Origin of the sequence: Leptospira harrisiae, from assembly GCF_002811945.1 — a bacterium.
Taxonomy (GTDB): Bacteria; Spirochaetota; Leptospiria; order Leptospirales; family Leptospiraceae; genus Leptospira_A; species Leptospira_A harrisiae.
Genome location: NZ_NPDX01000001.1, coordinates 1 through 17917 on the forward strand (window position 1 = coordinate 1; position 17917 = coordinate 17917).

Annotated in this window: 16 protein-coding genes and 1 pseudogene; 10 read left to right on the forward strand and 7 right to left on the reverse strand. The window is 37.4% G+C overall.

The window, feature by feature from the left end; genetic code table 11:
* The coding region (locus CH364_RS00005; protein ID WP_208859275.1) for a polymorphic toxin-type HINT domain-containing protein at positions 1–2067 on the forward strand (2067 nt) is incomplete at its 5' end.
* Between the two features lie 12 nt (positions 2068–2079).
* Entirely contained in the window at positions 2080–2658 is a 579-nt protein-coding gene (locus CH364_RS00010) for a hypothetical protein (RefSeq protein WP_100741603.1), read from the forward strand.
* 188 nt (positions 2659–2846) lie between these two features.
* Here the strand turns inward: CH364_RS00010 and CH364_RS18630 are convergent, their stop codons facing one another.
* The 5 genes from CH364_RS18630 to CH364_RS00030 all read right to left on the reverse strand — a co-directional run bounded on the left by CH364_RS18630 (position 2847) and on the right by CH364_RS00030 (position 7359).
* Positions 2847–3083, reverse strand: coding sequence for a hypothetical protein (locus tag CH364_RS18630; RefSeq protein ID WP_125178629.1), 237 nt, complete (start codon positions 3081–3083; stop codon positions 2847–2849).
* A 407-nt stretch (positions 3084–3490) separates the two neighbouring features.
* Complete coding sequence (locus CH364_RS00015; RefSeq protein ID WP_100741604.1) at positions 3491–3817, reverse strand: DUF5615 family PIN-like protein; 327 nt, start codon at positions 3815–3817, stop codon at positions 3491–3493.
* On the reverse strand, positions 3818–4039 hold the full coding sequence (locus tag CH364_RS00020; protein WP_100728990.1) for a DUF433 domain-containing protein: 222 nt from the start codon (positions 4037–4039) through the stop codon (positions 3818–3820). It abuts the gene before it with no gap.
* 299 nt (positions 4040–4338) lie between these two features.
* Complete coding sequence (gene ligA, locus CH364_RS00025) at positions 4339–6345, reverse strand: NAD-dependent DNA ligase LigA (protein ID WP_100741605.1); 2007 nt, start codon at positions 6343–6345, stop codon at positions 4339–4341.
* Positions 6346–7359 carry a M23 family metallopeptidase gene (locus tag CH364_RS00030; RefSeq protein WP_100741606.1) on the reverse strand — a complete coding sequence of 338 codons (1014 nt, stop codon included), beginning with the start codon at positions 7357–7359 and terminating at the stop codon, positions 6346–6348.
* A 76-nt stretch (positions 7360–7435) separates the two neighbouring features.
* On the opposite strand from CH364_RS00030, the gene CH364_RS00035 reads away from it, so the two are divergent.
* Genes CH364_RS00035 through CH364_RS00050 form a run of 4 tightly spaced genes read left to right on the forward strand, consistent with a single transcriptional unit; the run spans position 7436 to position 10460 of the window.
* The gene (locus CH364_RS00035; protein ID WP_243401169.1) at positions 7436–8095 is read left to right on the forward strand and encodes a SanA/YdcF family protein; all 660 of its coding nucleotides are present in this window, start codon (positions 7436–7438) and stop codon (positions 8093–8095) included.
* The gene (locus tag CH364_RS00040; protein WP_100741608.1) at positions 8092–9138 is read left to right on the forward strand and encodes a hypothetical protein; all 1047 of its coding nucleotides are present in this window, start codon (positions 8092–8094) and stop codon (positions 9136–9138) included. Before CH364_RS00035 ends, CH364_RS00040 begins: the two co-directional genes overlap by 4 nt.
* A 25-nt stretch (positions 9139–9163) precedes the next feature.
* A complete protein-coding gene (locus CH364_RS00045; protein ID WP_423790142.1) occupies positions 9164–9892 on the forward strand; it encodes a hypothetical protein in 729 nt (242 codons plus the stop codon).
* Positions 9893–9914: 22 nt separating this feature from the next.
* The gene (locus tag CH364_RS00050) at positions 9915–10460 is read left to right on the forward strand and encodes a YceI family protein (RefSeq protein WP_100741609.1); all 546 of its coding nucleotides are present in this window, start codon (positions 9915–9917) and stop codon (positions 10458–10460) included.
* A gap of 24 nt (positions 10461–10484) precedes the next feature.
* On the opposite strand, the gene CH364_RS00055 is transcribed toward CH364_RS00050, so the two are convergent.
* Complete coding sequence (locus tag CH364_RS00055) at positions 10485–11357, reverse strand: molecular chaperone DnaJ (protein WP_100741610.1); 873 nt, start codon at positions 11355–11357, stop codon at positions 10485–10487.
* An 81-nt stretch (positions 11358–11438) separates the two neighbouring features.
* Between CH364_RS00055 and CH364_RS00060 the strand changes: the two are divergent.
* The 4 genes and pseudogenes from CH364_RS00060 to CH364_RS00075 all read left to right on the forward strand — a co-directional run.
* Positions 11439–13073, forward strand: a pseudogene (locus tag CH364_RS00060) (acyl-CoA dehydrogenase family protein); the annotation flags it as partial.
* 128 nt (positions 13074–13201) lie between these two features.
* A complete protein-coding gene (locus tag CH364_RS00065) occupies positions 13202–14068 on the forward strand; it encodes an AEC family transporter (protein WP_244280374.1) in 867 nt (288 codons plus the stop codon).
* Positions 14065–14958 (forward strand): DMT family transporter, encoded by an 894-nt coding sequence (locus tag CH364_RS00070; protein WP_100741613.1) that lies wholly within the window; start codon positions 14065–14067, stop codon positions 14956–14958. The genes CH364_RS00065 and CH364_RS00070 overlap by 4 nt, the downstream gene beginning before the upstream one ends.
* Complete coding sequence (locus CH364_RS00075; protein WP_100741614.1) at positions 14955–15437, forward strand: DUF4442 domain-containing protein; 483 nt, start codon at positions 14955–14957, stop codon at positions 15435–15437. Before CH364_RS00070 ends, CH364_RS00075 begins: the two co-directional genes overlap by 4 nt.
* Positions 15438–15475: 38 nt before the next feature.
* On the opposite strand, the gene CH364_RS00080 is transcribed toward CH364_RS00075, so the two are convergent.
* A complete protein-coding gene (locus CH364_RS00080) occupies positions 15476–17896 on the reverse strand; it encodes a 1-acyl-sn-glycerol-3-phosphate acyltransferase (protein WP_100741615.1) in 2421 nt (806 codons plus the stop codon).
* Between the last annotated feature and the right edge of the window lie 21 nt (positions 17897–17917).

The window sequence follows — 17917 nt, forward strand, 5'->3', positions numbered from 1 at the left end:
GTGAAGTTAGCCGGATTTTCTGCTGGAGTGAGTTATACCCAAAACGGTGGCTTTGGTGCTAACGTAGGGTATGAGTTTGGTGGAAATAATGTTCTAAGCGGTCTTGGTTTGAACCTAAATTATAGCCAAAGTGGAGGTTTTGGCGGTGGTATTAGTTATAGCAAGAAGACAGAAGGAGGCACGACGGTAACCGGTGGACTCAACTATAGTAAGGATGCTGGTGTAGGAGCAAGTCTCAACGCACAGAAAAAAATGGACGCATCGGATGCTTATACCGCTACTGTGACCGGAGGAGTATCCTTTAGTCAGAAACAAGGGTTTGGTGCGAGTTTGGATGCTTCCATAGAGAAGGTAGCTGAAAAGACTCCTCCAGGACAAACACCACCTCCTAAACCACAATTCCAATCCTTCTCCCAAATGGATATGGGACTTTCTTTTAACCAGAAGGAAGGATTCTCTGCTAGTGTTGGCTTTGACGGAGTCAACGCACTGAGCTACAACCAAAACACTGGGCTTTCTGGAAACACCAACTTTGGTGTGGATCTTCGTAAGAAATACATCCAAGATGAGATTGATGATGAAGTAAAAGAGAACAAAAAAGTCGCTGCAGAAAAAGAAGCTGAGTATTTAGCGGCAATCGCTAAAGAAAATGGATGGGAAGGTTTACCTCCAGAAGAAATCGCAAAGAGACAGAAAAAGAAAATCCTAGATGACCCAAATGCCGAGAAGGGTGGTTCACGACATGGCATTTTGGAGAACGTAATTGGTGATATTGTAGATGATGTGAAAACATCACTGGGTTATGTTTCCAGTGACTTAGTAGAACAAGTTGATGGCAAATTTAGAGTTAGGACTTGTTTTGTTGCAGGAACCAAAGTTCATACTAAAGATGGACTGAAGAACATCGAAGACATTCAAGTTGGGGATGTGGTTCTTTCTAAATCGGACGAAACAGGCGAAGTCTCTTACCGCAAAGTAGTGAACACTTTTATCCGCCAAACGGATGCTATCTATTCTGTGTCCTTTGCTGACGGAACTATACTCGAAACCACCTGGAACCACCCGTTCCGTGTGAAAAAACAAGGTCATGCTTTAGAGAAGTTCTCTATAGAAACTACTGATTGGGTGCAGGCAAAAGATTTACATCCTGGGGATGTGGCTCTTGGAGCGGATGGAAGAGAACTGGTTGTAACTGATATCACCATTGATGAGCGGGTAGAGACGGTTTATAACTTTGAGGTGGATGAGTATCATACCTACTTCGTAGGAGAAGTTGGGGTTTGGGTGCATAACAATGATAACACATATACGGAAGATTCAGTGGATGCTTTTTATGGCAAATCACAAGAAGAGAATGATTTAGCAAAACAACTCAAAGATTCGAAACTCAAGCTTGAAACTATGCAAAAAAATGGAGAAATTACTGAACAACAGAAGAAATTGGCAATCCTAAATCTGGAGACAGTTCAGGCATCCGCTGACGGCGATACAGAGAAACTTTTGGAAATTGATAAAAAAATTAAGGAAATTACCAGTGATACAGTAGACAAATTCCAAAATTTAATTGATCTAGATTTATATTCGGAATCTGAAAAATTGCAAATACGACAATTAATTTATCAAGGCGTTGTATACGATAGTCTATCTTACAAACTAGGTGGGACAGGATACAAGGAAGGAATTGACTGCACCCACTATGGGCAGTTACTTTCTAATAATACAGGGAAACCGCACAAGTTTGTTCAAACAAAAGATTTTGAGTCGTCAACTGAGATTAAGGAAAATTTTTCTTTGGTTACAAAAGGAACATTTAAAGAGGTTTATGATAGCAAAAATAAAACACTTTTGAAGCCTGGAGATAGAATTATTACATATGGAAAAAATACTGGTGGAAATCCATCTGGTCATGATGTTACATTTTTAGGGTTTAATAAGAAGGGTAAGCCAATTGTTACACAATCTACTGGTGGTGGGGTGAGACCAGCTGGAGTCGATGGCTCATTTTCCGCTTACAAAGATAGTGACGGAGTAGATACTTGGGTATATCGATACAAGGCAAAAAAATAGTAAGGAAATATCATGGTCAGTAAAATAAAATTCTTAACAGTTAGTATCTTCATTTTGATTGTAGCAAATGTTTACTGCAAAGAAAAAGGAAAACTTGAACTTGATTCAGGACAACATGATCCTAAGCTTAATCAACTTTCAAAGAGTGATATTATTACCGTAAAAGAATTACTTAAAAATCATCTTACATCATATAATTACCTTAAACCTGAGGAAACTGGGAATATGGATAATTATTCTTCCGAAGATTCACTCGTAAGAGTTTACCCAGATAAGGGTGCGATAGTCTATATATTAACTAGGTATGAAATATCAGATTCTTACACAATCGGGAATTATTTAGATATAGAATACTTCTATGAATTTTATGTAGACTTTGATGTTAAGGGAGAAGTAAATCTTACAACAAATACAGTCACTTTTTACAAGCCGACCCGTATTCGTTATAAATACGGAGTTATTCAAGAGAACGATAAATGGAAAATTTACTTAGATGGGAGTGGTTTTATCCCAGTCCCGGATAGCATTTTTATCAGATATTTCAATAAAATTGGTAGGGGAGACCTCGTCAGAGAGATTGAAGTTAACTAAATATGCCTGAGCCTCGCCAAAACTATAATAGCGAACAAGATGTTCGTTAAGTTAGACGCTGGATGCAATCAGGAACGATTTTGAAGACAAAAAACAAACGGAAGTCATCGATTTCTAGTGATTCACAAAGACTTTGTTCCAGAAATGAGTGTTCCATTGATCGCTAGGACATAAGGAATCCTTCTCTTCTAGGGAAGAGATAACAGAATCAAAACTCGCAAACAATGATTGCAAACCAAAGCGTAAGAGAGAGATACTTCTCTTAAGCGCTTTTCTTCCAAGAGTAGGTGTGGTAGAGACCACCTAACACCGGATTGGATTCCAAGTGGCAGTTTCCATCTCTCGGTTTGTGGAGGATTGGTGAGGGGTTGGGCGGCGGTTAATTGCAATACAGATAACCACTCGTCTGCGTGCGTTAAACGCATATCGTATAGTCCCTATTTTCCGTTTTTATTTGTAGTTCGCATAAATTTCATTTATCTATGGTCAGGCGTATAACAAGCAAACCATTTATTAAATATCAATTTTCATCATAAATTTTTTCCAGCACTTCTCTTAAATTTAAGTTATATCCTTTCGATAAGTTTCTCAAAGTGAAGTGTCCCCCACGGAAGCGTGGCCAGGGATGGCCTAAGCTCGCCAGTCGGAACAGGAAGTTCCGCTGGCAGGAGTGGGGGATAGTGAACTCGTTAAGAAGGAGGGAAATACAGAGGAGAAGAGAAACCATCCTTTTGGGAATCGGATGGGTGGGAAGGGAATGTTAAGAATTTCCTTTAAGTATATCGTTTATTTCTTTGTCTGAGATGGAATTGATTTGTTAGATTCGATTTTGTTAAACTAAAAATAGAATCCCAGCTTCTGGATTTTTTGTAAAAGCGATGATCGTCTCGCAATTTTCTTTCAGCAAAGTAACAACTGAAGATGTGCTGCAATTCCCACGTTTGATTTGAATTATTTTGGGTGGAAAACCTTTCTTTTCCAAAATCTTATTAAAATCATTATCTTTAGTAACGATAATTAGTTTTTTTTCATACGCTTTCTCCCAGATGAGTTCATCTGATGACTGGATACCGAGTGAAAAAACATGTTTTGAATTTGGAAAAATGTCAGATAAATGTTCGACTAGATTTGGAGATAGATTTGCGTCATACAATAGCATTTAGGCTACAAGAATTGATTTATTTTGATCAGCAGCAAAAGCTAAACTCGCCAAAATATCTTCTTTAGTGAGATAAGGAAACTCTCGTAAAATTTCATCATATTCCATACCCGAAGCTAGATAGTCAAGAATGTCATAGACGGTAATTCTCATTCCACGAATACAAGGCTTACCACCTCGAACGTCCTTATCAAATGAAATATATTTTCTATAATCGAGCACTCCTAAATTCTTATATAAATTCTGAATTCGTCAAGTCATTTCAATCTTTGGGAAAACTTTAAAATTAAAAACTAGATAGCCATCGAAGAAGATTTCCCCCAACCCCCTGCGCCAGCGATAGCAGCGGAAATCCTTTCCGTAAACTGAATTATTTTAGTCAACTAACAGATCGGAAAGATTGGAGCGAATAGCGCGGTCGTTCTAGAATCAAATGCCAATCGACTAACGGACTCGAGGCGCCCAGGCAATCATTCAATCATTAAAAAAATTAAGGAAGTTATGGTGGCGTATAATTTGTTTTAGGGTAACGGTATTCCTTCTTTTTTCAAAAGATTTAAAAACTCTGTTTCCGATACCAGAGTCACTCCGAGTTCTGTTGCTTTTTCTAGTTTGGAGCCGGCACCAGGGCCATAGAGAAGGTGAGTAGTTTTGGAAGAGACACCAGAAACTTTTTTACCACCGTGTTTTGTGATGAGATCCATTGCGACATCACGAGGTTGGAAGTTTTCGAAACTTCCGGTCACACACCAACTTTGCCCAACAAACGGTTGTATGTTGCTTTTTTCGGTTTCGTCGGCTTGGAATTTGAGTCCAAGTTTGATCAGAGTGTTGACGAGCTTAAGAGTTTCTTTGTCTTTTAGGTGAGTGAGTAAGGCATCAATGGTTCTTGGGCCAATACCGTGAATGGAAGTTAGTTCCTCTTCTGCGTTTTTAGATTTGGCTAGGATAACTAGTTTTTCCCAAGAATCAAATCCATGTTCGATTAGAATTTCTGTGACTTTGGGACCAACTTCGTTTAGTCCGATGGAAGGTAAGGTGAAACGAAAATCTTTTTCTTTCGATTTTTCGATTGCATCAAAAATGATTTTTACAGACTTATCACCGAAGCCATCTAACTCGAGTATGGTGTCTTTATATTTGTTTAATGTATATAAATCTGGAATGTCTTTGACCCAACCTTTTTCAAAGAAAATTTGGATTTGTTTTTCTCCGAGCCCTTCGATGTTCATTTGTTTTTTGGAACAAAAGAATATGAGTTGGTTTAGTTTGCGTTCTGGGCAATTGCGATTGGTGCAAAAAAAATCAACGGAATCGTCTACTTTTGTTAGTTTAGTTTTACATGCAGGACATTCTTTAGGTAATACAAAAACTAATTTTGGAGGGACGGTTACTTTTTCAACGGCAGGAATGATTTCCCCTCGTTTGGAGATAAGAACTTTTGCTCCGATTCCTGCGCCCAATTGATCAATATAGTCTTGGTTGTGTAAGGTGGCGTATGTGACAGTAGTTCCTGCCAGGGAAATTGGTGTGACCTTCGCTCGAGGTGTGATTTTTCCTGTTCGGCCAATGGCAAAATCAATTTCTTCGATGGTGGTTTCTTTGAGTAAGGCATCAAACTTGAAGGCGCGAGCCCAACGAGGGGACTGGCTTGTTTCCCCTAAATTTTCACGAAGGTTGAGGTCATCTAATTTGATGACAAGTCCATCCACAGGGAATGGCATTTTATCTTTTTTCTTTTTGAAGGATTCAATTTCTTTGAGGAGAGTTTTTCCGGTGATGATTTTGGAATCAGGAGCCAGAGGAAACTTTTCTTTTTTTAATAAAGTGATGATGTCTTTGTGTTTGTTAATTCCTTTTCTCGAAGAAGAAAAATATACATCATATACATAAATTCGTAACGGTCGTTTGGCGACGTCTTGCGGATCTTTTTGTTTGATAGAACCTGCCGCTAAATTCCTTGGGTTTGCAAATTTTCCCCCATATTCTTCATTAAATTCTTCAAAATCGGCGAAGGTCATAAAAATTTCCCCTCGGACGGAAATGGTTAGTGGTGTGGAAAGTGTATGAGGAATGGATTCAATGGTTTTGACATTTTCGGTAACAATGTCACCGATTCCACCTGAACCTCTAGTAACGCAGTTTGTGAGTTTTCCATTTTCATAGTATAACAAGATGGAGGCGCCATCAATTTTCCATTCTAAGGAATAAAGTTCATCGATACCGGTTTTTTCCAACCATTCCGAGAGTTCAGTTTCATTATAAGTGTTCTCTAAGGATAAAACAGGAACTTTGTGTTTGAATTTACTAAATTGAGGTGAGAGGTCAGATCCTACTTGTAATGTAGGAGAAGAGGCAACCACTAAGTCTGGGTTAGCTTTTTCGAGAGATTGTAACTCTTTAACTAAAAGATCAAACTCTTTGTCTGAAATTTTAGGAGTATTTTTTTTATAATAGAGATCGTTATGTTTTTGAATCTCTTTTCGAAGTTCTGCGATTCGTTTGGTAGGATTCTCTTTCTTAGGCAATCAGTAAACTCCTGCTTGCATGTATTGTTCTGGATCTGTTTTTCCTTCTTCAGAGATAAAAATTTCGTAATGTAAGTGAGGGCCAGTGACGTTACCTGTGGCACCCACTTCGGCAATTTGTTCTCCGGCTTTGACTTCCTGTCCATTCCTTACGTAAATTCTCGAACAATGTCCGTATAACGTACTAAAGCCGAAGTCATGTTGGATGATGACGTGATGTCCATATCCCACATTGGAGTAAGTCACACGGACCACACGTCCCGGTGCGGAAGCATAAATGGGTGTTCCTGTGGCATTTGCCATATCCAAACCATCATGGTATTCCCAATAACCAGTGGTAGGTGATTTTCTCATTCCAAATGGAGAGGTTAAATTGTAAGAATACATGGGATTAAATAGAGGAGATCTAGATAAAATATCGGAACGTTGGTATAAAAATTGATAATTAGCTTCCACCAATCGTTGGTAATTGTCCATTCTATGTTTCAATTGACGGAGGTCATAGATTTCGCTTAAATACTTACGTCCTACATCCAGTTGTTTGTCTTCTTTTTCTTCTTTTTGCAGAGATTCGATGGCTGCCGTTTCAATTAAATCTTCAGCAGGAATTTTTAGCAGTTCATCATCTTGTCCATCGATCAGAGTAAAGAGTTCCAACATACTTTCGTTTAGTTTGGAATACTCTTCTTTCATCTCTTCCAATTGATTGGCATGAGTGATGTACGTATCAAAGTATGTTCCGTAAATTTTTGAGAGTTGATTGATTTGTGTTTGGGTAGAACTAGAGCCAACAATCCCAAAGATCGCAAGACTGAGTAGTCCTACCGTTAGGCCTAAAAAAAATAGAATGGTAAAATGAGAAATTTGGAAGTGGAAAGAACTATCGTATCCGTGAGGAATGACAAGAATGGTCATCCGTTGGTGACCTTTTTCTTTCACCTTATCAATCTGTTTCTTGATTTTCGGATTGTCCTGTGAAAAAACAGACGTAATCTCTTTTATTTTTTTCTTCATGACGAACCGTTTGACCTACATAAATATGACGCTCCGATTCCTCTCAAGGGTCAAGTGGAAATCCCTATTTCTTGGAATGATTCTTGTTTTGGGATTCTTGAGTTTTGTCGCATTGGCAATGAATTTACGATTTTGGTATGTATACCAAACTTCCATTCATTCCGACCAACCGACGGAAATCCCTGAAGCAGAAGTGGCTATCGTTCCTGGTGCGGCAGTCTACGGAAAAACTCCTTCTCCCATTCTTATGGATCGTTTGGCTTGTGGATTGGATTTGTACAACAAAGGACGCGTGAAAAAAATATTACTCTCTGGGGATAATGGTAAGTCGGATTATAACGAACTCAGGCCTATGTTAGAATTTATGTTGAACCACAAAGTAAAACCAGAAGATATTTTTGTGGATCATGCTGGGTTTCGAACCCTCGACACTCTCATCCGTGCGAAGGAAGTTTTTCTGGTAAAAAAAGCAATTTTTGTGAGCCAATCTTTCTTTTTACCAAGAGCGATTTATTTAGGAAGCGAGTTAGAACTAGAGTTATACGGTTATGAATGTAATTTAAGAACATATAAAAAAGAAACCTATTATTCTTTTCGAGAGTTTTCTGCTAGGGTTCTTGCTTGGTGGGATATCCAGTGGGACACTCCACCTAAATATTTAGGGAAACCGTATCCTATTGATGGAAGTGGTGTTTCTACTTGGAAAGGTTCGATTCCTATTTCTTCACCTAAATGAAGTTAATTGAAAAAGATTACAAATCAAAACTTTTAGCTTCCATTGTTGTATTGATTTCATTTTTTGTTTTTAAATGGTTACCGGGAAAATTGTTTTTTTCTTCTTTTGAAGCTAAAGTATTTAATTCAGGATTTTTTCCATTGAGTCTCAACCCAATGAGTATCGATACTCCCTGGGACCAGTTTTTTACTCCTTGGTTTCTTTGGGCCACTGGACTTGTCTTAAAACCTGAAGATATCGTAACCATTTTAGATTTTTTGAATCTTGTTTCAGGAGTCATAATCGTCAGTTTTTTATCATTTCGATTTCATTGGTTGTTTGGATTTGGATTTGCCTTTGTCATTGCTTCGAGTCCTTTGTATTTAATTTTCAAAACATGGATTGGATTCTCAGATCCCATCACTTTTTTACTCATTTGTATTTATATCATTATTGTCTTTAGCAATATTTCTTCTTTTTGGAAACCAATTCTATTGACTTTTATTTTGTTGTTAGGATTTTCAAATCACTTATTTCAATTTATAGTATTGTCTTTTTTTGTTAGTTCAGTTTTATTTTTAGAAGATTTGTCTAGGTGGAAAGTTTTTGCAGTTTCATTCCTATTATCTGGAATTGTATATAGTCTTTTACTCATTTATCTTTTTTCAAATACAGACATCACTTGGAACCACACTCGTGTGTCTGTTTTTTCCAATATGATAGGAACCGAATTCATTCGTATGAATGTTTCACATCCCATTTTAGGTACTCTTGGATTATTTCACGGATTGTGGCCATTTGTTTTGTACATAATGTTTAAAAGACCATTTTCTTGTTTTGTTTTTATCTTCTGTTATATCATTTCTATGTTAACATATGATACAAATCGTGTGTTTGCGATTCTTTCGACTCCTGTTTTAATTTTGTATTCTATAGAATTTTGGAAAATTTCTAAGTTTGGGGAACGTTCTATTTGGATTGGTTTGGGTTTCCTTTCTCCTTTGATCGCGACATTATATCCACTTTTTTATAAATGGGACGGCAGGATTATTTATTTACACTAGGATTTCTTGTGTTATCCTTCGGTTCATGAGAATACAAGTTGTTTTGTTTGTAAGTCTTTTTTCCTTTTCGGCAACATTTGCACAATCGATTCCCTTTCTCCAACAAAATGACAAACCGCAAGTTTCCAAAGAATCACTGAAAAAAAGAAGGAGTCTTTTGGAATGGCATCAAATTGCAGGGTTAACCACTTTAGCGCTCTGGCTTGCAACTAACTTAGAAGGGGATAAGGCTTCTGAAACTTTATACAGAAAATCTGACCAGTATGCGCAAACTCTTTTACTTGCTAATCCACAATATGCAACAAACGACCCAATGTATTTAGTTGCAATGAGTCCTTTAACTCGACACAGTATAGCCGCTGATTATTTTTTATTAAAAGATCCAACAAACAACGCAGGTTTGTATTTGGCATTAAAAGCAAATGAAGAATGGGAAACCAAACACTCAGCGGCAATGCATAAAAATTTAGCAATGGCAACGTTTGGTATGTATGCCATTACGGCGAGCCTTGCTTTTTTTTCACCGTCTAAAATTGAATCAGAAACAGAAAATGTCGATGACGGTCCAAGAATTTACAGTCCTATTTTTGCTCACAAAGCAATGATACCTATTCATTTGGCTTCTATGTTATTATTGCCAGGGTTAGGTGCTCGTATTGAAAAAGAGGGCCCAAGGGCAGCCCACCAAATGGAGCAAGTGGGTTGGACCGGATTTGGTGCAATGTCCATTGCATTACTTGTCATTACATTTTGAAATTAAGGAAAGGTTTGGAGTTATGAAAAAAACAATCGTTTGTTTTGTGTTTTTGTTTTTTGGAGTCAGTGTTTTTGCAGCAGAAGTGACAAAAAAGAATATAGAGTTTTATGTTGAACATACTACAAAGAATGTAACGGGCATTTGTAATGAAATTCAAATGGGACAACCGAATATTCAGGTTTCTGGAAATGGATATGCTTTAAAGTCTCCCTTTGAAATCAAAATTCCACTTTTGAAGATTTCATCTGGAGATACAAATCGAGACTCACATATTCAGGAAATTTTAGGATATCCAGATACCCCAAACATACTTGTAAAAATTGAATCGGTACAACTAGGTAAAGACCAAACTTATTTAGTAAAAGGCAAATTAACCATTCATGGAAATACAAAAGATTTTGTGACTGAAGCTATAGTGAAACCTGAAGGTTCTAATTCTCTTCAGGTGGATGGATCCGTTGTGGTTAAGTTTTCAGAATTTGAATTAGAAAATCCTTCACTCCTTTTTATGAAAGCAAAAGATGAAATTCGGGTGAAGTATCTTTTTCAGATTCAGTTGAAATGATGTAAGGGAAGATAGTTTAAAAAATTAGGTTCCTAATAATTCGACCAGGCGATTGTATTTTAAAATAATTCGTTTGGTCATCTCTTCCCCTTTTTTATTGATATCCGGATGGTATTTTTTTAAGAGTTCTTTAAATTTCTTTTTTACGTCGGTGATACTTGCGCCTGGTTCTAAATCAAAAAAAGCTAATAAATCTTTGAGTTCGGTTGAAACTGTTTTGACGATTTTCTTTTTTTTCTTTTTTGTCTCTCGAAATTTACCGTATAACTCGTAATAGGTTCTATCTCTAAATTCACGAGTGATATCTCTGAAGTTGAGAATTTTAGTGGGGATTAGACTTTTTAAATATTCATATAAAAACTCTTCGGCTCCGTACTCTGGATGGATTTCGAATTTTTCTAAAAATTGATGGATGGAACGTCTGACAAAAAAATCAATTTCGAATTTGTCCATCAGATAAGAATCAACAGCATCATCGTAATCCACAGTGGCAGCAGTCAGAAGTAATAAAAGTTCTCGGTCTAATTTATGATTGGCGATTGTTTTTTGAATGAGTGATTTATAAGATTCGCGAAGTTCATATAACGGACGTTCACTAAAAAAAATCCCACCTTTTAGGAACTCTTCTGCGACTTCATCTAATTCCAAACTCCAGGCAAGAAAATCAATGAGGAGATCCCCATCCACTTCATGAAATCCACCGGAAAGTGTCATTTGTGGTTTTGCGGCTTTGAACTGATAAACTTTGCGAAGGCATTCTTCCTTTCTGATTTCTAAAAGTTCAGAAAGTCGGTCGTACGACAAAAACCACAACATAGACTCAGAAACGTTCTGGAGTTCGAAGATCACATCATGCAGAATTTGTTTGGACTTTCTCGTTTCTACTCTTTGGACCATACAGAATCGACTCTAGAACCAATTTCAGACCGGGGCGACTTTTTTGCTAGTGAATCCTATTCCTTTTTTTGAACTGGAAGAATGAGCCACCATATTTCAGAACATCCATCCTTACAACCGTTCGATATATCCGAATACAAAGGAGTCCGAGGTAAGAATTTTTACGAAATAGACCCCGCCTTACAACGAGTGGTTCACCGTTATTCTGAATCCTTTACCCCAGATCATAAAAAAGCGATGGAAGAACATATCCGAAAGTATGGGGAACTTGTAGGTGGAATTTTGGATGAGCTCACAGAAGAGTGCCATAAGGAAGGTAAGTATGGTGAGGTTGTTAAGTTTGATAGAACTGGAAAACGAATCGATTTTATAAAATACTCGGAAGAACAAAAATTAGCACGCAAAATCTCTTATGACCACGGAGTTGTCAATTTAGATTTCCATCCTGAATGGAAATATGATTTTACACATATTCATCGTTATGCGCTCACCTATTTAATGAATATGAATGGGGAAGGTGGTGTTGCCTGTCCATTGGCCATGACCGATGGAATCATCCTCGCACTCAAAAAAATTGGAACAGAAGAACAAAAGAAAAAATATCTCCCACTTGTTGCAGGAAAAGGAAGTTCTTCTCATTTTATGGCTGGGCAATATGTTACAGAAAGAGTTGGCGGGAGTAATGTTTCTGCCAATCGAACCATTGCTAAAAAACTTCCGAACGGCAAATGGGAGTTAACTGGTGAAAAATGGTTTTGTTCCAACCCAGGTGATCTTTGGGTCACAACGGCAAAGATGGAAGGAACCAATACCGTTGGTATGTTTCTTGTTCCGAGAATCAAAGAAAATGGAGAACTCAATGGACATCATATCTTACGAAAAAAAGATATCATCGGATCTCGCGGGAAACTCACTGTTGAAATTATTTATGATAAAGTAGAAGCAGAAGAATTTGGTCGTCCTGGTCATGGACTTGTGAATCTTATCCGTTACATCATCAAAACATCTCGTTTGCATGTGGGACTTGGTTCCAGTGGAAATGCAAGAAGATCGGTGATGGAAGCATCTGAGTATGCAAAGTTTAGAACTGCTTATGGGAAAAAGATTTTAGAATTTCCTTCTTTTACCAAGACCTTAGCGGAAATGCAAATTTTGCAAACAGGAAATTGTTTTGTAAACTTTCGCTCTGCAAATCTTTCCGAGAAAGGTGACGATGCGGCAGAGATTACCGTTCCACTGATGAAATATAAATCCTCTTCTCAGGCAAGTTATATCACTCAAAAAGCAATTTTAACTTTAGGTGGTAACGGAATCATTGGTGATTTTTCTCCTCTGCCTCGTCTTCATAACGATTCTATCATCAATGAAACTTGGGAAGGAACACACCTTATCATCACTGATCATTGTTTGCATGCTTTACAAAAACCAAAGGTTTATACTGCATTTCAATCCTTGTTAGGTGAGTTAACTAAATCTGTAGGCAACCACCCAGAACTTAAAAACGCTTTTGAAGTTTTCCAAACCAAACAAAAAGAATTAGAACATTGCATTAAAAACGAGTCCAAGGAGTGGAAAGATATGAATCGGGTTTATATTGCCGATGTAACATATCAAGTCTTCTTACTGGCTGAGTTTTTAGAACAGGCGGTTTACGACATCACAAACAAGTTACCGACAAAGTATCTTTATTTTGCCAATGGATATGCGGAAATGGTAAGAGACGGACTCGAAGCTCCAAGACAAAAAGATGGTGTTTTCTTTGATCCCAAAGCAATAGAAACTTTCCTTTCTTTCTAATCAGTATGGAAAATTTTTTACTACTAGGAATTTGTTTTGGACTGGGGTTGTTTTTTCGGAGACTTCCTCAGTTTCCAGAAACCACTCCTAAAGTGTTGAATGGATTTATCCTTTTTATTTCTTTGCCTTCTCTTGTTTTGTATCATGTCCATGAATTAAAAGTGGATGCAACCTCACTTTTACCTTCTTCTATGCCTTGGGTGGTCTTTGGGATCGCAACTGTATTTTTTCTTGGTTTGTACAAACTAAAATTTTTGAAATTTCACACTGCTGTCTGTCTGGTATTAACTGCCGGACTTGGAAATACCTCCTTTGTGGGTTTTCCATTACTAGAAACTTATTTAGGCAAAGAGTCTTTGGGGTATGGAATTTTGGCAGACCAACTCGGAACCTTTATGGTTCTTAGTTTTCCAGGTATCATTTTGGCATCAATTGCTATGGATGGAAAATGGGATATTTCCACACTTGTGAAGCGAGTAATGGGATTTGCTCCCATCTACGCTTTGTTTGTTGCTATTCTCACGAGACAATTTTCTTATCCTGAAGCACTTAAGATCGTTTTAATTCGTTTAGGAGATACTCTTACCCCTCTTGCCTTAGTATCAGTAGGATATATGTTGGATATGCGAACCATTGCAGGGCATGGAAAGGTGTTGGTTTTAGGACTTGGGTTTAAACTGATCCTAGCACCAATCTTAGTATATTGGATGTATTCTCCGTTAAAAGAAGATACATTACTTTTCCAAACCATTGTTTTGGAATCGGCAATGGCACCTATGGTCACTTCCACAGTCATCACAATTGAAAAAAACATTTCTCCCCATTTAGCAAGCCTTATGTTGGGAATTGGAATTCCTATTTCCTTTGGCACCACATACGTTCTCAACTTTTTGTTGAAAGGAAACTATATTTGAACCTAAAATTTTTACTCTTACTTGTATTGGCAATGGTCTCATGGGGAATCTCTTGGCCCATCGGTAAAATGATCGCAGGAACAGTTCCTATTTCCGTATTGGTGTTTTGGAGATTTTTAGCAACCTTTCTTTCTGTGATTCCTTTACTCATTGTGATGCGGATTCCCTTTTTACTCAAAACAGGAAAAGACTATTGGAACGTTCTTGTAGGAGGAATCATTTATACTTTTTACAACCAGTTCTTTTTTATGGGTTTAAAAAATGGCCTTCCGGGAGCTGGCGGAGTTCTTGTCACCACACTCAATCCCATTGTTACTTTTTTTATTGTAGTGCTTGTACAAAAAAAACGAATTTCCAAACGCCAAGTGATTGGATTGTTTTTCGGTTTTATTGGTGGGCTTGTGATTCTGCAAGTATGGAAGATTAGTGTCGATTATTTATTGTTATCTGGGAATCTATTCTTTTTGTTATGTTCTTTTGTTTGGGCCATCCTTTCCCTCAATAGCCAATCCACTGGAAAGTCAATGTCACCAGTAACTTATAGTTTTTATGTATATGCTGTGGGTTCTGTCATTGAACTTCTATTTTGTTTCAATGATCCGAGTTTTTGGAAAGTTTGGGATATGGGTTTTTCCTTCTGGGCTTCCATCTTTTATTTAACTGTAATCTCAACTACCTTCGGAACCACTGTTTATTTTTATGCGGCAACAAGGCTTGGATCGGAAATCGCCAGTAGTTTTATTTTTATTGTCCCTCTCTCTGCTTATTTGAGCAGTTTTTTGATCTTGAATGAAGTGATACAAATTCCAGTCATCATTGGGGGAGCCTTAGCAATCCTTGCAGTATATCTAATCAATTCTAAACAAAAAAGAAAGGAACCAAACCTTTGAAGAAATTTACATCTTGGAAAAAAAGATTCAAAATTTGGTTATATAACTTTTATCCACCTTATGTAGGTGCTGGGATCCGAATCAAAGAAATTGCACCAGACTTTTCGTATTTCCGTTCCGAAATGAAATTACGATTTTATAACAGAAATTATGTGGGAGTTCATTTTGGTGGATCTCTATATTCTATGTGTGATCCATTTTTTATGTTAATTCTTTTGGAAAGATTAGGTTCTGATTATATTGTTTGGGACAAAGCAGGTAACATGATTTTTGTCAAACCGGGAATGGGAAAGGTAATAGCAGAATTTCGAATTCCGGATTCAGAGATCCGAAGGATCAAAGACGAAATCGAAGTGAAGAAAAAAGGGGATTATCTTTTTACGACTGATGTGAAAAACGAAGCAGGTGAAGTCATAGCAAAACTAGAAAAGACAGTTTATATTCGCAAACGGGGAAAACTCCCCGTTCAGAATGGATAAAGATTCTATTTTTCGCATACTTTAACCTAGCGAATGTTTTAATACTTTTTATCTTCGTCTTCTGGAATCATGGTTGCATAATACAGAAGTAAAGCATCATTTTTGGAATGAACCACTCGATTGGATTCTTCTATCATCTTCCGTTTTTCCAAAATCTTTTTACCCTTTTCCCATACTTCTTCCGGATCTTTGATTAAATAGTTTCCATCATGTCGGGAAATAAAATCTTCCACTAACATAGTACTCTGCGATACTTCGACAGAGAAATCGTTTTCGGCCAATATTTTAGCAACAATCTGATTTGGTAAAATTTTATGGTATTGTTTCCAACCTTTGGTGATACGGTAACTAAGTTCCAATGTTGGATCTTCCGTATGTGCATATTCAGAGATAGGAATTGGATCACAAAACTCTACATACACATTGGAACGTTTTGCAAGAAACCCTGCCATTCCCAACTCTTCTGGCATATTGCAGAACTGGTTGTCTTCTGGAACGGTTTCGTAAGATACAGAAATCGGAACAATCACAATCTCTGTTCCTGAACTTCGGAATGCATTCACCGCAGTTGTGAGTAGCCCCGTTTTGACTGGAACAATTCCTCCGGTCCTCGAGCGAGTACCTTCTGGATAAACAAGGGAAGGAATTCCTTGTTCTAACATCACTTGTGAATACAAAGTCAAACATTCTAAGTACAAACTGTTACGTGTTCGTTCGCGGTCCACTGCATAAGCACCAAGTGACTTTAACATCCATTCCCAAAAAGGATTCGACATTAAATTAATCCCTGCCGCATAACGAGGAACAGGTAGACCTAAATGAAATAAAGAATAAGCAACTTCTACTGAATCTAAGTGGGATCTATGTGTCGGAGCATAAAGTAAATTGTATTTAGAAGAGAGCGCCTTTACCACTTCTGTTTTCCCACCAACATGTGGGATCATTGAACCTTTCAGAAAACCGCCAGAAAAAAGTCGAATGGGAGCCACAAACCTAAGGACAGACTCCCTTACGGTGGGACTATAGTTGTCCGCAATTTCTGTTACATAAAATCGAACCAGTTCTTTAACAAGTGTGTTCTCTTCGTCTTTTTGGCAGTTTTGGAATCTTTGCCAAATTTCAAGTTCTGATTCAAACTTAACTTCATCCAACTTTTGTTTTTTACGCGTGGCTTTGGTAAGTCTTTTTTGGGTGGATTCAATGACGGCAGATGATTGTTTTTTTACACGAGTTACTGTTCCGGGTACATTGCTAATGTGTTTAAGTATCCGATCCACTAGTAAATTCTGAAAATCGATTCCCGATGTTAAGTTGAGTCCCACTTTCTTTTGAACAACGAGCGGAATATTTTTTGATTCTGTTTTTTTACCACATATCAAATCAATTAACGCATCTGGTGGTTGTTTTCTTGTGAGGACGTCAAATAAAGTTCTGTGTAACGTAAAAGGTAAACGAATTTCATTGGCTAGTTCAATAAGAATACTGAGAGCATATGTTCCCTCTACGTTATCATGCCACTTTGTAGATTCTCTTTCAATAAAAGACCTTGGTGCAAAAAAAATCTCAATTCGATCTTTGATACTAAGTTTCTCTCCACCTGACAAAAGTTCGCCGACAATTTTTTGTCCAAAACCACGATTTCTACTTTTATTACTAGTTGCAGTTGTGATAAAATCAGCAAGGCCAGATCTTCCCATGACTGTATCGGGTCTTGCACCATAACGCATCGCAAGATCTCTTACTTCTTGAAATCCTACAGATAAAATTTCTCCAAGTAAGTTTGCACCATACCGAGGAAGTAATGATACAATCCCACTAGCAATGGCCATTGGATTTTTTGCTACACCAACAATTTCCATTCCCACAACATCATCGGTAACAGAAGTATTGATAAAATTAGATGTAAGAACTTCGGAAAGAAACTCAGAAGTTTCTTTTTCATAAGATCCAATATTAAAAAAACTAAATTTTTCATCTAAAATTTCCCCAAGTAGGGACGGGCCATTGACTACAGCAACAGATGAATTTGAAAAATTTCTTTCTTTTAAATAATTTTGTAAGTATTGCGAATAGGTAATGAATCCTGTTTTTTTTCTGTTTTTAGAATCCAAAATTCCTTTGGTTAAAAAAGAAAAAACATAACTATTGGTTGGTTCTAAAACTTCCAAAAGTGCATGGACACTGTCCAAAAAAGATCGAGAAGGTACTGCCACATGAAAAACCCAATCATCTCGTCCAAAAGAATCCAAACTGGAAACGATATCGATATGATCAGGGAGATCAATTGTTTTTCCCATAATCTCTGTTTGGCGGCGTTTTTTCAGAACCTCTACTAATTCTTTGTCGGGAATCCAGAGAGTGATGGGATCAAATTTTTGAGCCAGTACGGAAGCGATGATGATACCCATTGGGCCACTTCCCAGAACTGCTTGTTTTAAGTCGTAATAAGCTATTTGCATAAAAAATTAACAATACGAATC

Excerpts from the sequence above, each read along its gene's own strand:
- CH364_RS00010 (WP_100741603.1), top strand. The coding sequence starts at position 2,080 with ATGGTCAGTAAAATAAAATTCTTAACAGTTAGTATCTTCATTTTGATT.
- CH364_RS18630 (WP_125178629.1), bottom strand. The coding sequence starts at position 3,083 with ATGCGTTTAACGCACGCAGACGAGTGGTTATCTGTATTGCAATTAACC.
- CH364_RS00015 (WP_100741604.1), bottom strand. The coding sequence starts at position 3,817 with ATGCTATTGTATGACGCAAATCTATCTCCAAATCTAGTCGAACATTTA.
- CH364_RS00030 (WP_100741606.1), bottom strand. The coding sequence starts at position 7,359 with ATGAAGAAAAAAATAAAAGAGATTACGTCTGTTTTTTCACAGGACAAT.
- CH364_RS00035 (WP_243401169.1), top strand. The coding sequence starts at position 7,436 with ATGATTCTTGTTTTGGGATTCTTGAGTTTTGTCGCATTGGCAATGAAT.
- CH364_RS00040 (WP_100741608.1), top strand. The coding sequence starts at position 8,092 with ATGAAGTTAATTGAAAAAGATTACAAATCAAAACTTTTAGCTTCCATT.
- CH364_RS00045 (WP_423790142.1), top strand. The coding sequence starts at position 9,164 with ATGAGAATACAAGTTGTTTTGTTTGTAAGTCTTTTTTCCTTTTCGGCA.
- CH364_RS00050 (WP_100741609.1), top strand. The coding sequence starts at position 9,915 with ATGAAAAAAACAATCGTTTGTTTTGTGTTTTTGTTTTTTGGAGTCAGT.
- CH364_RS00055 (WP_100741610.1), bottom strand. The coding sequence starts at position 11,357 with ATGGTCCAAAGAGTAGAAACGAGAAAGTCCAAACAAATTCTGCATGAT.
- CH364_RS00080 (WP_100741615.1), bottom strand. The coding sequence starts at position 17,896 with ATGCAAATAGCTTATTACGACTTAAAACAAGCAGTTCTGGGAAGTGGC.